At 69.7% G+C, this 13262-nt stretch carries 9 protein-coding genes and 5 pseudogenes; 3 read left to right on the forward strand and 11 right to left on the reverse strand.

From position 1 onward, the window contains the following. Window positions 1-84 precede the first annotated feature (84 nt). The 4 genes and pseudogenes from ACQ86J_RS08350 to ACQ86J_RS08365 all read right to left on the reverse strand — a co-directional run bounded on the left by ACQ86J_RS08350 (window position 85) and on the right by ACQ86J_RS08365 (window position 3860). Entirely contained in the window at window positions 85-897 is an 813-nt protein-coding gene (locus ACQ86J_RS08350) for a xanthine dehydrogenase family protein molybdopterin-binding subunit (protein WP_431272336.1), read from the reverse strand. Next, a pseudogene (locus ACQ86J_RS08355) lies at window positions 891-2318 on the reverse strand (xanthine dehydrogenase family protein molybdopterin-binding subunit); the annotation flags it as partial. The gene ACQ86J_RS08350 and the pseudogene ACQ86J_RS08355, both read right to left, overlap by 7 nt. Next, entirely contained in the window at window positions 2311-3366 is a 1056-nt protein-coding gene (locus tag ACQ86J_RS08360) for an FAD binding domain-containing protein (RefSeq protein ID WP_431270756.1), read from the reverse strand. The gene ACQ86J_RS08360 and the pseudogene ACQ86J_RS08355, both read right to left, overlap by 8 nt. After that, entirely contained in the window at window positions 3363-3860 is a 498-nt protein-coding gene (locus ACQ86J_RS08365) for a (2Fe-2S)-binding protein (protein ID WP_431270757.1), read from the reverse strand. Before ACQ86J_RS08365 ends, ACQ86J_RS08360 begins: the two co-directional genes overlap by 4 nt. Window positions 3861-4055: 195 nt before the next feature. Here ACQ86J_RS08365 and ACQ86J_RS08370 point away from each other — a divergent pair, with 195 nt between their 5' ends. After that, window positions 4056-4688: a TetR/AcrR family transcriptional regulator gene (locus tag ACQ86J_RS08370; protein ID WP_431270758.1), complete on the forward strand. Its 633-nt coding sequence runs from the start codon at window positions 4056-4058 to the stop codon at window positions 4686-4688. A 170-nt stretch (window positions 4689-4858) separates the two neighbouring features. Here the strand turns inward: ACQ86J_RS08370 and lpdA are convergent, their stop codons facing one another. The 6 genes and pseudogenes from lpdA to ACQ86J_RS08400 all read right to left on the reverse strand — a co-directional run. Next, window positions 4859-6256 carry a dihydrolipoyl dehydrogenase gene (gene lpdA / locus ACQ86J_RS08375; RefSeq protein WP_431270759.1) on the reverse strand — a complete coding sequence of 466 codons (1398 nt, stop codon included), beginning with the start codon at window positions 6254-6256 and terminating at the stop codon, window positions 4859-4861. 1 nt (window position 6257) lies between these two features. After that, window positions 6258-7151 (reverse strand): dihydrolipoamide acetyltransferase family protein, encoded by an 894-nt coding sequence (locus ACQ86J_RS08380; protein ID WP_431270760.1) that lies wholly within the window; start codon window positions 7149-7151, stop codon window positions 6258-6260. A gap of 196 nt (window positions 7152-7347) precedes the next feature. After that, window positions 7348-7518, reverse strand: a pseudogene (locus ACQ86J_RS08385) (biotin/lipoyl-containing protein); the annotation flags it as partial. A 1-nt stretch (window position 7519) separates the two neighbouring features. Next, window positions 7520-8533, reverse strand: a complete 1014-nt coding sequence (locus tag ACQ86J_RS08390; RefSeq protein WP_431270761.1) for an alpha-ketoacid dehydrogenase subunit beta — start codon at window positions 8531-8533, stop codon at window positions 7520-7522. Between the two features lie 2 nt (window positions 8534-8535). Further along, on the reverse strand, window positions 8536-9660 hold the full coding sequence (locus tag ACQ86J_RS08395) for a thiamine pyrophosphate-dependent dehydrogenase E1 component subunit alpha (RefSeq protein WP_431270762.1): 1125 nt from the start codon (window positions 9658-9660) through the stop codon (window positions 8536-8538). Window positions 9661-9703: 43 nt separating this feature from the next. Further along, window positions 9704-9880 (reverse strand): annotated as a pseudogene (locus ACQ86J_RS08400) (hypothetical protein); the annotation flags it as partial. A 374-nt stretch (window positions 9881-10254) separates the two neighbouring features. Between ACQ86J_RS08400 and ACQ86J_RS08405 the strand changes: the two are divergent. Further along, a pseudogene (locus ACQ86J_RS08405) lies at window positions 10255-10377 on the forward strand (UvrD-helicase domain-containing protein); the annotation flags it as partial. Between the two features lie 43 nt (window positions 10378-10420). On the opposite strand, the pseudogene ACQ86J_RS08410 reads toward ACQ86J_RS08405, so the two are convergent. Then, a pseudogene (locus ACQ86J_RS08410) lies at window positions 10421-11570 on the reverse strand (IS3 family transposase). Window positions 11571-12768: 1198 nt separating this feature from the next. On the opposite strand from ACQ86J_RS08410, the gene ACQ86J_RS08415 reads away from it, so the two are divergent. Then, window positions 12769-13260: a hypothetical protein gene (locus ACQ86J_RS08415; protein ID WP_431270763.1), complete on the forward strand. Its 492-nt coding sequence runs from the start codon at window positions 12769-12771 to the stop codon at window positions 13258-13260. Window positions 13261-13262: the final 2 nt, after the last annotated feature.

The following is a 13262-nucleotide window of genomic DNA, read 5'->3' on the forward strand; positions in this document are numbered from 1 at the left end:
TGGACAGCTCGCCTGCGCCAACGGACGCGGAACACTCCCAGAAGCGGGCCGAACCGGGATGCCCCGGTTCGGCCCGCCCTCGGCTCAGCCGAGGAGTTCCTCGATGGCGATCGGAAAGCGGCGGACCCGCACGCCGGTCGCGTGCCAGACTGCATTCGCCACCGCGCCGGCGGTGCCGGTGATGCCGATCTCGCCGACGCCCTTCACGCCGAGCGCATTCACATGCGGATCCTCCTCCTCAATGAGGATGGCCTCGACCGAGGGAATGTCGGCGTTCACCGGCACGTGGTACTCGGCCAGATCGGCGTTCATCACGCGCCCGGTGCGGCGGTCCAGCACGGCGCGTTCGTGCAGGGCGAAGGACACGCCCCAGATCATGCCGCCATAATACTGGCTCTCCACCAGGCGCGGGTTGATGATCCGGCCTGCGGCGAAGGCGCCGACCAGCCGCGTGACGCGGACCTGACCGAGCTCTGGGTCCACCTTGACCTCCGCGAATACCGCGCCATGCGCGTGCATCGCGTAGCGCTCCGCAGCCGCGGCATCCGCGGCGGCGCTGCCGCGGCCTTCCACCATCTCCCGCCCGGCACGGTCAAGAATCTCGACGAAACTGTCGCTGCGCCTCTCGTCGTCCCACCGCACCAGCCTGCCGTTGCGCGCGACGACGCCGACATTGTCGGCACCGAAGAGCGGTGAGCGTGGATCTGCCAGCGCGAGTTCCGCCAGCCGCGCCACTGCCTGCTCGCCCGCCGCTTGGATCGCGCTGCCGGCCGTCGCGGTATGCGTGGAGCCGCCCGCGATGCCGGCATTCGGCAGGTTGGAGCTGCCGGAGCGGAATCGACCTGCCCTACATCCAGGCCGAGGCTTTCCGCCGCGATTTGGGCGAAGGCCGTCCAAGCGCCCTGCCCCATGTCGTGTGCACCGGTCTCGACCACGCCGGTGCCGTCACGCCGGATCACCGCGCGCGCCTCGGCCTGGAACATCATCGCCGGGAAAGTCGCAGTGCCGAGGCCCCAGCCGACCAGCTTGCCCTCCGCATCTCTCAAGCTGCGCGGCGTGAGCGGGCGGCCGGACCAGCCGAAGCGCGCCGCGCCCTGCGCGTAGCACTCCCGCAGCGCCTTGGAGGAGAAAGGCTTACCCGAGATCGGCTCCGCCTCGGCGTAGTTGCGCAGGCGGAACTCCAACGGATCCATGCCGCAGGCTGACGCCAGCTCGTCGATCGCGCTCTCCAACGCCAGGCTGCCGCTCGCCTCGCCGGGGGCGCGCATGAAGCCGGGCGTCCCGGTGTCCTGCCGCACCGCGTCGTAGGTCGTCGCGATTGCCGGCGCGGCGTAGAGCGTGTGGCTGACGCCGGCCGAGGGTTCGAGAAAGTCGTCGAAGCGGCTCGTCGCGGTGCGGACATGGTGATGCAGTGCGGTTAGTGCCCCGTCCGACGCGGCACCAAGGCGCAGCGTTTGCCGCGTCGGTGCTCGGTGGGTCACCGGGCCGTACATCTGCGCCCGCGTCAGCACGAGCTTTACCGGCCGACCGACCAGGCGCGCCGCAAGGATGCCCAGCACCTGCGGCCCTGTCAGCAGCTTCGAGCCGAAGCCGCCGCCAATGAAGGGACTGCGGATGTGAATGTCCTCCGCTCGGACGCCGAACAAGGCCGCGAGCCGCATCTGCGTCAACGCGAAGCCCTGCGTCGGCATGTCGAGTGAGAGCGCGTCGCCGTCCCAGACCGCGACGACTCCATGCGGCTCCATCGCGTTGTGGAACTGCGTCGGCGTCTCGTAGGTCGCCTCGATCTGCCGCGCCGCCGCGGCCAGCCCGGCCTCCACGTCGCCATGATGCTGCTCGCCCGGGTCGCCGACACCGACCATCTCCGGCACGAAGGCGCCGGGGGCGTCGAGCGTGACATTGACGGGCTCGGCCTCGTAGCGGGGCGCGAGCAGCGCTGCGCCTTCCGTCGCGGCCTCCAGCGTATCGGCGATCACCACCGCGACGGGCTGGCCGGCGTAGCGCACCCGGTCGTCCTGCAGCAGGTCCATGCGGAAGGAGAAGGGGACGGATTTATCGTCCGGGTGAAGGGTGAGCGCGGGGCGGTTGGCCGGCGTCATCACCTCGACCACGCCTGGATGCGCCCGGGCCGCCGCCAAGTCTAGCGCGGCGACGCGGCCGCGGGCAATGCGAGCCGCGGCGGCTACGGCGTAGAGCATCCCTGGCGGATGATTATCGGCAGCGTAACGGGCCGTGCCCGTCACCTTCAGCACGCCGTCGCGGCGCGTGATCGGCTGGCCGGCATTGGAGCCGTGCCGCATGCGGTTGACCTCAACCATGCAGGCCTCTCGGGATTGGGGCAAAGGAGGATGCCGGCAGCGCTGGCAGCCGCGCCGGCGTGCCGGCCGCGGCGAGCGTCAGGGCGCGCACCACGATGCGCCGCGCTAGCTCGATCTTGAAGATGTTTTCACCCGAGGGCCGCGCCTCCGCGAGGGCAAGTTCTGCTGCGCGGCGGAAGGCGTCTGCCTCGGGTGCGGCGCCGAGCAGCGCCGTCTCGGCTGCCTCCGCGCGCCAGGGTTTGGCGGCGACGCCGCCCAGCGCGAGCCGCGCCGCAGCGATCCGGCCGTCCTCAATCCGCAGCCCAGCCGCCGCGGAGACCACGGCGAAGGCGTAAGAGGTGCGCTCCCGCAGCTTCACGTAACGGCTATGCGCGGCGAAACCCGCCGCCTCGGCCGGCAAGCGTAGCGCGACGATCAGCTCGCCTGGCGCGAGCACCGTTTCGCGCTCCGGAGTGCTGCCGGGCAGCAGATGAAAGTCTTGCAGCGGAACCTCGCGGCGACCGGCCGGTCCCTCGATCTCCACCACCGCCTCGAAGGCTGCGAGCGGCACGCAGAAATCAGAGGGATGGGTGGCGATGCAGGCGTCGCTCCAGCCGAGCACGGCGTGCAACCGGTTCTCGCCGTCGCGCGCGTCGCAGCCGCTTCCAGGGGCGCGTTTGTTACAGGCGCTGGCGGTGTCCTGGAAATAGGTGCAGCGGGTCCGCTGCAGCAGATTACCGCCCACCGTCGCAGCGTTGCGGAGCTGCGCCGAGGCGCCGGAGAGCAACGCTTCCGCCACTGCCGGGAAGCGGCGCGCGAAGTCCGGCTCGTGGGCGAGGTCGGCGTTGCGCACCTGCGCGCCGATCCTGACGCCGCCGTCCGGCGCGTGTTCGATGGCCGCCAGCCCCGGCAGGTGGTTCAGGTCCACCAGCCGCGCCGGGCGCGCCACGCCGATCTTCATCAGGTCTAGTAGGTTGGTGCCGGCCGCGAGATACGCGCTGCCGGGCTGAGCGCCCGCAGCAACGGCTTCGGCGACCGTGCGGGGGCGAACATAGTCAAAGCGGTTCATGCGGCCTCCTGCGTCTTCGTGCCGGCCATGGCGCGCGTGGCTTCCACCACCGCCTCGGTGATTCCGCGATAGGCAGCGCAGCGGCATAGATTGCCGCTCATCCCTTCCCGCACGCGCTCCGGATCATCGCCGGCATGACCCTCTTCAATCAGGCCGACCGCGCTCATGATTTGGCCAGGCGTACAAAAGCCGCACTGGAGGGCGTCATGCGCGATGAAGGCGGCTTGCACAGGGTGCAGCACCCCGCCCTCAGAGAGGCCCTCGATGGTCAGGATCTCTGCCCCATCATGGCTGATCGCAAGCGCCAGGCAGGCGTTCACCCTGCGGCCGTCCACCAAGATGGTGCAGGCGCCGCACTGGCCTCGGTCGCAGCCCTTCTTGGTGCCGGTGAGGTCGAGCCGCTCTCGCAGCAGGTCGAGCAGGGTGACGCGCGGATCGTCGAGGCAAAGGGTCTTCGGGACGCGATTGATCGTGAGGGTAATCGACAAGCTCATGCGGAGCCTCCGATGGCAGCGGTGTGCGGATAAGCTGCGCGGCCAAGGGTCCCTAGGCTGGCCGGCGGCGGGATACGGGTGGCGGCGGGACTGGCCGTTGCGCCGTCGCGGTGTGATATACGGAGCTGACCTCCGCTTACAAGGAGCAAGCGGAGGCCTTCTCCGTTTTTTTGTGTGGGGAGACCGTGTCCGGCGATGACCGAGGAGCAGGGCAGAAGCCAGCGTAAGCCCAGGGCGGACGCTATCCGGAATCGTGAACGCGTGTTGGAGGCGGCGAAGGCCCTGTTTAGCCAGGGCGGCACCGAGACCGGGCTGGAGGCCGTCGCCCGGCAGGCAGGCGTGGGCATCGGGACGCTTTACCGCCACTTCCCGACGCGAGAGGCGCTCTACGAGGCGGTTTACCGGCGGGAGGTGGAACAGCTTGCGGACCATGCCGTGCAGCTCGTCGGCGTGGCGCCTCCGCTCGAGGGCCTGCGACGCTGGATGCGGTCACTGGTGGAGTTTGTGGCGACAAAGAAGGGCATGGCGGCAGCGCTGGCGCTGGCCGCGCACAAGCCGCCGGAGCTCATGAGTTACACCAGCGGCCGGTTGCAGGAAGCGATTGGCACGCTGCTCCGCCCGGCGGCGGAAGCCGGCGCGGTCCGTACCGACATCAGCCCCGACGATCTGCTTCGCGCGGTGGTCGGGCTCTCCTACTTGCAGGACGGGCCGGGCTGGCAGACGCAGGTCATGCGCTTGGTCGATATATTCCTAGACGGGCTGCGACCCCGGTCGCGCGGGACACCCGACCACCAACCACTTGAGGCGGGAGATCGCTCGTGCGAGTGACGCGGGCGTTGGTGCCTAGGCCAACATCCCACGGTCGGCTGTCATCTTCTTCCAAACCATCGGATCGGCTTGGAAGGAGATGACAGCCGGCCGCGCTCCATAACCTCGCCTTACCCGGTCAGCGGCCGCACCACGCAAAGGCTACCTCCGGAAGAACGGGCATATGGCATTCATGCCGTATGTTGCGCCTGGCCAATGGCGCGGAGCGCGGCTTCGTGGAACGCCTCGCCCCGCGTCGGGTGCGCGTGGATCGTGCCGGCGATGTCCTCCAGCCGGGCCCCCATCTCTAGTGCCAAGCTAAAGCCCGCGACCAACTCTGTGACCCCGGCGCCGACCGCCTGGATGCCGAGCACCAGATGGGTGTCGGTGCGCGCGACGATGCGCACGAAGCCCTCCTCCGCCGCTTCGGTCAGCGCCCGGCCATTGGCGGAAAAGGGGTACTGGCCGACCCGGATTGCCAGCCCGGCCTGGCGCGCCTCGGCCGGCGACAGGCCGACCGAGACGACCTCCGGGCTGGTGAAGCAGATCGCCGGGATCGCCATCGGCTCGAAGCGGCGGCGCCGTCCGGCCACCAGCTCCGCCACCATCCGGCCCTGCGCCATGGCGCGATGCGCCAGCATCGGCCCGCCCGCGACGTCGCCCACCGCCCAGACATCCCGCATCGAGGTCGCGCAGCCCGCGTCGACGCGGATGAACAGCCCGTCCATCGCGAGATCCAGCGCTTCCAGCCCGAAGCCCGTCGTGCAGGGCCGGCGGCCGACCGCGACCAGGATGGCCTCGGCCGGGATCGTGCGCTCCGCCCCGTCGGCCGCGGCGACCCGCAGCGCCGCGCCGTCCGGGGCCAAGCCGCGCGCCTCGGTGGCGGTCAGCACCTCGATCCCCAGGCGCTGCATCCCGCGCAGGACGGGGCGCGTGAGATCGGCATCCCAGCCAGGCAGGATGCGGTCGGCGGCCTCCACCACCGTGACCGCGGCCCCGAGCCGGGCGAAGGCCATGCCGAGCTCGAGCCCGATATAGCCGGCGCCCACCACCGCCAAGCGCTCCGGCACGCGCGGCAGCGACAGCGCCTCGGTCGAGGAGATCACCCGGCCGCCGAAGGGCAGCGCCGGCAACGGCATCGGCGCGGAGCCGGTCGCCAACAGCACGTGCCGGGCGCGGATGGTCTGCGGCCCGGTATCGGTCTCGACCCGGCAGGTCTTGCCGTCGAGCATGGTGCCGCGCCCCTGCACCGTGCGCACCCTGCCCTGCTTCAGCAGCGTGGCGACGCCCGCATTCAGCCGGCCGACGATGCCGTCCTTCCAGGCGACCGCCTGGGCGAGGTCGAGGCTCGGCGCCCCGGCCCGCAGGCCGAAGGGGGAGGCATGGGCCAGCTCGGCGGCGCGGCCGAATCCCGCGGCCACGTGGATCAGCGCCTTCGACGGGATGCAGCCGACATTCAGGCAGGTGCCGCCGAGGCTGGCCTGCTCGACCAGCACGGTGCCGATCCCGAGCTCCCCGGCCCGGGCCGCGGCACTGTAGCCGCCGGGGCCGCCGCCGAGGACGAGAAGCCCGGTGGTCAGGTCGCCCATCTCATCCCTCCAGGAAGATCCGCGCGGGCTGCTCCAGCAGGCCCTTGATGCGCTGGACGAAGACCGCCGCGTCATAGCCGTCGATGACCCGGTGGTCGAAGGAGCAGGACAGGTTCATCATCTTGCGCGGCACCACGCCGCCGCCGATCCACATCGGCCGCACCGCCATCCGGTTGACGCCGATGATCGCCACTTCCGGCCAGTTGACCACCGGCGTGCTGGCAATGCCGCCCAGCGCACCGAGGCTGGTGATGGTGATGGTCGAGCCGCCGAGCTCGTCCCGTGCCGCCTGCCCGGTCCGCGCGGCCTCCGACAGGCGCTTCAGCTCCGCCGCGCAGTCCCACAGGTCGCGCGCCTCGGCATGGCGCACGACAGGCACGACCAGGCCGGAGGGCGTCTGCGTGGCGATGCCGAGATGCACGCCGCCATGCCGCCGGATGATGCCGGCCTCATCGTCGTAGAGCGCGTTCATCTGCGGGAAGTCGGCGATGGCGCGGACCACGGCCAGCATCAGGAAGGGCAGCAGTGTCAGCTTGGGCCGCGCCGCCGCCCCGGCGTTCAGCGCGGCGCGCAATTCCTCGAGCGCGGTCAGGTCGATCTCCTCGACATAGGAGAAATGCGCGACCCGCCGCGTCGCCTCCGCCATCCGCTCGGCGATGCGGCGGCGCAGGCCGGTCACCTTGATCTCCTCAACCCGTGTATCGGCGCCGCGCGCGGCCGGGGCCGGCGCGGCGCCGCCGTCGCCACCGCGCAGCAGCGCGTCGAGATCCTCGTGCCGGATGCGCCTGGCCGGGCCGCTGCCGCGCAGCTGGCGCAGGTCGATCCCCGCCTCCCGCGCCCGCAGCCGCACCGCCGGCGAGGCGATCGGCCGCTCGCCCGGCGGACGCGGCGCCACGCCCTGCCGCGGCGGCGGCGCGGGCTCCGGCGGGGCGGGTGCGAGGGTGCCGCCGCGGGCGGCTCCTGCGCCGCAGGGGTGGCGCCGCCGGGCGCGGGACCGGCGGCGCCGCGCCGTCCTCCTGGCCGGGCATCTCGATCCGCACGAGCTTCCCGCCCACTGCCAGCGTGCTGCCCACCTCGCCGCCTAGAGCGAGGATGGTGCCGGCGACCGGGGAGGGAATCTCGACCGTTGCCTTGTCAGTCATCACTTCGGCCAGTGGCTGTTCCTCCCGCACCACGTCGCCGACCTTGACGTGCCAGCCGACCAGTTCGGCCTCGGCGACGCCCTCGCCAATATCTGGCAGCTTGACCATGCGGGTGCCCATCTCAGGCCTCCAGCACGGCGTGCAGCGCCCGGCCGACGCGGTCGGGGCCGGGGAAGTAGTCCCATTCCTGCGCGTGCGGATAGGGCGTGTCCCAGCCGGTGACGCGCAGGATCGGTGCCTCCAGGTGGTAGAAACAGCGCTCCTGCACCTGCGCCGAAAGCTCGGCGCCGAAGCCCGAGGTGCGCGTCGCCTCGTGCAGGATCACGCAGCGGCCGGTCTTCCGCACCGACCGCTCGATTGCCTCGACATCCAGCGGGACCAGCGTGCGCAGGTCGATGATCTCTGCATCAACGCCGGTCTCGGCCGCCGCCGCCTCGGCCACATGCACCATGGTGCCGTAGGCGAGCACCGTGACCGCCGTGCCTTCCCGCCGCACTGCGGCCTGGCCGAGCGGGACGGTGTAGTGCCCGTCCGGCGTCTCGCCGAGCGGATGCCGCGCCCAGGGCACCACGGGCTGGTCGTGATGCCCGTTGAAGGGGCCATTGTAGACCCGCTTCGGCTCCAGGAAGATGACCGGGTCGTCGTCCTCGATCGCCGCGATCAGCAGGCCCTTGGCGTCATGGGGATTGGAGGGGATGACGGTCTTCAGGCCGCAGACATGGGTGAACAGCGCCTCGGGACTCTGGCTGTGGGTCTGGCCGCCGAAGATGCCGCCGCCACAGGGCATCCGCACCACCATGGGCGCGGTGAACTCGCCGGCCGAGCGGTAGCGCAGCCGCGCCGCCTCGGAGACGATCTGGTCGTAGCCGGGATACATGTAGTCGGCGAACTGGATCTCGGCGACGGGACGCAGGCCGTAGGCGCCCATGCCGACGGCGACGCCGATGATGCCGCCTTCGGAGATTGGCGCATCGAAGCAGCGGGACGTCCCGTACTTGCGCTGCAGCCCCTCCGTCGCGCGGAACACACCGCCGAAATAGCCGACGTCCTCGCCGAAGACGACGACGCGGCTGTCGCGGCCCATCATCACGTCGAGCGCGTCGCGGATCGCTTCCACCATGGTCCGGCGCGGCATGCTCAGATCCCCATCGCCTGGCGCTGCTCGCGCAGGTGGCGAGGCATCTCCTTGTAGACGCCCTCGAACATGGTGGCGGCGCTGGGTTTCGGGCCGTCATGCAGGGTGCCATGGCGCTCCGCCTCGCGCGCCGCCTCCAGCACCTCCTCCTCGATCTCGGCGCGCAACTGGGTCTGCCGCGCCTCGCTCCAGGCGCCGAGCGCCACCAAATGGTTCTTTAGCCGCTCGATCGGGTCACCGAGCGGCCAAGCGTCGGACTCCTCCTTCGGCCGGTAGCGGGAGGGATCGTCCGAGCTGGAATGCGCGCCGGCCCGGTAGGTCACCCACTCGATCAGCGTGGCGCCGAGGTTGCGGCGCGCCCGCTCTACCGCCCAGGTGGTCGCGGCGTGCACCGCGAGATAATCGTTGCCGTCGACCCGCAGCGAGGGGATGCCATAGCCATGCGCGCGGGCCGCGAAGGGCGCGTTCTCGCCGCCCGCCACCCCCTGGAAGGTGGAAATGGCCCACTGGTTGTTGACCACGTTGAGGATCACCGGCGGCCGATAGACCGAGGCGAAGACCAGGGCCGCGTGGAAGTCGCTCTCGGCGGTCGAGCCCTCGCCGACCCAGGCCGCGGCGACACGGGTGTCGCCGCTGATCGCCGAGGCCATGGCCCAGCCCACGGCCTGCACGTATTGCGTGGCGAGGTTGCCGGAGATGGAGAAGAACCCGGCGTCTCGCACGGAATAGAGTACCGGCAGCTGCCGCCCAAGCAGGCGGTCCTGCGCGTTGGAGAAGACTTGGCACATCATATCGACCAGGGACCAGTCCTGCGCGATCAGCAGTCCTTGCTGGCGGTACGTCGGAAAATCCATGTCGCCCTTCTCGAGTGCGGTCTGGGAGCCGCAGGCCACCGCCTCCTCGCCGGTGCAGGGCATGTAGAATGATGTCTTGCCCTGACGCTGCGCCATCATCATCCGCGCGTCATAGGCGCGGGTCTTCATCATGGCGCGCAGCCCGGCTTTCAGCGCCTCCGCATCCAGCGCAGGCGCCCATGGTCCGACCGCTTGGCCCTGGCGGTCGAGCACGCGAATGATGGAGTAGGCGAGGTCGTGGATCTCGTGCGCCGGAACATCGATCGGCGGCACGGCGGACCGCGCCGGCCCGGGGAATCGACAGGTGGTGGAAGTCGGGTTTGTCGCCCGGCCGAACCGCGGGTTCCGGAACATGCAGGGACAGAGGTTTTTGCCCGATCATCGCATGCTCCCGTCTCCGGCGCTTTGGAAGCGCCAATTGCCAAGCCCGACCCTGCCCGCAACGACGAAAAGCATGCCGGACCGTTTTGAGTTCCCTACCAGTAAGCGGCATTGGAACGAGATGCGCCGCAATGACCAAACGTCACGGGTTCAGCTTGTCACGCCCGCGCAGTGGCGCGATGGGCCCGCTCGATCTTGCCTTGGCCCTGGCCAATGCGGCTGTCCCTAGTCCTGTTGAAGCGGCGGCTGAGCTTCTGGCCTTCTGCCTCGCTATCGAGACCGGCGGGCTGGCCGGGTCGAACGGATCGTCCTCCTCGGGTTGCCGAGCGAGGACCACGCGGTGCGACCGCGCCTAATGGCCTGCGAGGGCCATGGCGGGACTGCCAAAACCTTTGAGGCGCTCGACGCGCCTGCCCTAGCCAGAAGATTGCCAGCGGCCCACACCGCTCCAGGCCACGCGGCTGTAGCCAAGCTCCGGTATCCCCAATGTCCATCCACCTTGCCTGCCTGAACCCGGCGCAGCGCGCCGACGCGACCACGCCGGCCCCGCTGCTGGTGCTGGCCGGCGCCGGCTCCGGCAAGACCGAGACGCTGACCCGGCGGGTCGCCGCCCGTGACTGACCGGCCCCCATTGAGTGGTCGGGGTGGAATTCTAGTGGACCGCCGCTGCAGCCGCTCCCGAGCTGAGGTGCGACCTGGTCATGGACGCTGTCTCCGGCGCGGGCGGGCGATACCCCAGCGACGCGTGCGGCCTGACCCGGTTGTAATGCTGCCGTCATTCCTCAATCAGCACCTGGGCTTCCCTGAGCGTGTTGAACAGCTCGCCGTTCAGCAGCTCGTCGCGCAGCTTGCCGTTGAAGAATTCAACCTAGCCATTCTCCCAGCGGCTTGCCTTCTCGATCTACGCCGCATTCGCGCCAATGGCGGTGATCCAGACCTCTACCGCCTCGGCGATGAACTCCGGCCCTTGGTTTGAGCGGATATGCGCAGGCGTCCCATGCGCCAGGAACAGGTCGGCCAGCATGTCGATCACGTCCGGTGCGCTGAGCTTGCGTGCGACGCGGATCGCCAGCGCCTCGCGGGTGAACTCGTCGACTACGCATAGCATCCGGAACTTCCGCCCGTCCCGGGTTCGGTCCTCGACAAAATCGCAGGCCCAGACGTGGTTCGGCCGCTCCGGCCGCAGCCGGATGCAGGAGCCGTCCGCCAGCCACAGCCTGCCGCGCTTTGGCGGCCGCTGCGGCACCTCACCCCCTCGCGTCGCCAGATCCGCTCGACGCGCTTGCGGTTCACCGACCAGCCCGCATCCCGCAGCAGCGCCGTGATCCGGCAATAGCCATACCGGCCGTAGCGCGTCGCCAGTTCGACGATGTCAGCTGTCAGCAGGGCCTCATCACCTGCCCCGCGCGGCGCCTTCCGCTGCGTCGAGCGCTGCTGCCCCAGCACCTTGCACGCCCGCCGCTCGGACACCCCGAGCTCGCGCACCACATGGTCGACACAGGCCCACCGCCGCGCAGGGCTCACCATTCTCCTGAAGCGGCTTCCTTCAGAATGACCTTCTCCAGCGTCAGGTCCGAGACTTCCAACCGCCGCCGGACGTTCTCGCGTTCCAACTCCTTCAACCGCTTCACCTGGTCCACCTTCAGGCCGCCGTACTCCGACTGCCAGCGGTAGTAGTTCGGCTCCGTGACCCCGATCGATCGGACCGCCTCGGCCACCGACTTGCCCTGACCTACCAGAACCTCGACCTGCCGCAGCTTGGCGACGATCTCCTCCGGCGTGTGCGCCTTCCTCGGCGCCATCCAAACCTCCTCCGTAGCCGCCGGACTACCTTACCAACGGACTACTTCTACGGGGGAAGGTCACTCTTCCAGTGCCGAAACGGGGTCGACTTGGAAACGGCACGGGAGCCGTTCATCCGCGCGGCAGCGCTCGATCCAGAGTACTCACCAGTTCCTGCCTGGCACGCCCTCGCGCTGACGCGGGCCATGGTGCACGGTTGGGACGGGCCCACATCGTCGGAACTGGCCGAGCGGGCGATCCGGCTTGCGCGCCGCGCCATCAGATTGGGGCCGGAATCGCCCTTCTTTCTCGCCGTGCTCTCCCTGACGCTCGGCTTGGGGGAGCGGTGGAAAGAGGAGGTGAGCGCCGCCCGTCTCGCATTGAACGGGGACCGTGTCGCGGGCAAGGGCGCACGGATTACCGTCGCCGAGGTGCTGACGTCGGCGAGTTACCCAAAGGAGGCCGAAGACGTTTTGCGGGGAGACCCTCGCCCGGAATCGGCACGGCCATCCTTTGGCCCATGCCGTACTCGGGCGTGTCCTCCTCCTGCGCGGTCGGGCCGAGGAGGCCGTACACGAACTACGTCAGTGCGCGGCACAAGTGCCCGACTATGCGCTGTGCTTCCGCACAATGGTCGTCGCCGCGATAGAGGCCGGCCCGATTGAGGACGCGCGCGAGGCATTGCGTCAGGTCGGAAAGCTCCGGCCCGGATGGGGCAGTGGGACGGAGCCGATCTTCTGGCTTCTCCGGCGAGAGCAAGACCGCGAGCGTCACCAGCGAGCTTTCGACATGGCGATACGCCTCGCAACGGCGGCCAGAATGGGCGGCCTTATGGAGGCGCCGAGCTCCGAGATTTGATCCCTGACGCTCTGCCACGCCCAGTGATGGCGGAGGCAATGAGCGTGGGCCGGGATGCTCCTCCGCGTAGCTAAGTGCGGCCACGGCCCATGGGCCGCGGTGCGACCTTGTGGCGGTAGAGTTCTCAGTTCTCTGCCATCCGGCGAGATCTTATAAAGCGATTGTTGCGCATCGCCTGTCGACCACCAGGGCGAAACCGCCTGCAGCAGGATTGGCGCATAGCCAAGCTCAGCGTGCCGCTCCGAAAAATAGCCCGAGTGCGGTGTCGGAGAACGATCGGTCCTTGTTGTGCGCTCTTTCAGGACCACCCGTCGGGGCAGGAGGCATACCCGGTTCCACACCGATCTCGGGAACCGCATCATGCTTCGCCTGAACCGCTCAGCCCGCAGGGCCTCCTCCCGGATGATCTCCGGATCCTCCTCTTCGGCCTGTGCCGGGAGGCACGAGCCGGAGCGGTCCGCGCAGGATGTTCAGCCAAGCTTTTCGTCCACGGCGGTTTCGCTTCGCGCAGGGCTGGTCTCCTCCTGCGCTGGCACGGCGCTCGCAACGGTCGTCGCGGTACCGCTTGTCCTGCTCTCCACCGCAGGCGATGCGACTGCGGACGACTGCGCCTCCTATGAAGGCGATGCTTGCGACTACGTCGTGCAGCCGCCCGCGGCCCCAAACAACCAGTACCCCGGCGCGCCCGGCACCCCCGTTGGGACAGCGAACGTGAACATCCCCGGCGTCACCTACGCGGCCAGGGGGATCGTCATCCAGACCACCGACGGCGCGGGCGGAACCGGTTGGACCTACACGGGCACCGACCATTCGGGTGCCGAAGGCGGTAGGGGGGCGACGGCAGCACCCTGACC

Origin of the sequence: Dankookia sp. P2 (genome assembly GCF_050632255.1) — a bacterium.
Lineage (GTDB): Bacteria > Pseudomonadota > Alphaproteobacteria > Acetobacterales > Acetobacteraceae > Paracraurococcus.

Excerpts from the sequence above, each read along its gene's own strand:
- ACQ86J_RS08360 (WP_431270756.1), bottom strand. The coding sequence starts at position 3,366 with ATGAACCGCTTTGACTATGTTCGCCCCCGCACGGTCGCCGAAGCCGTT.
- ACQ86J_RS08365 (WP_431270757.1), bottom strand. The coding sequence starts at position 3,860 with ATGAGCTTGTCGATTACCCTCACGATCAATCGCGTCCCGAAGACCCTT.
- ACQ86J_RS08370 (WP_431270758.1), top strand. The coding sequence starts at position 4,056 with ATGACCGAGGAGCAGGGCAGAAGCCAGCGTAAGCCCAGGGCGGACGCT.
- lpdA (WP_431270759.1), bottom strand. The coding sequence starts at position 6,256 with ATGGGCGACCTGACCACCGGGCTTCTCGTCCTCGGCGGCGGCCCCGGC.
- ACQ86J_RS08390 (WP_431270761.1), bottom strand. The coding sequence starts at position 8,533 with ATGCCGCGCCGGACCATGGTGGAAGCGATCCGCGACGCGCTCGACGTG.
- ACQ86J_RS08415 (WP_431270763.1), top strand. The coding sequence starts at position 12,769 with ATGCTTCGCCTGAACCGCTCAGCCCGCAGGGCCTCCTCCCGGATGATC.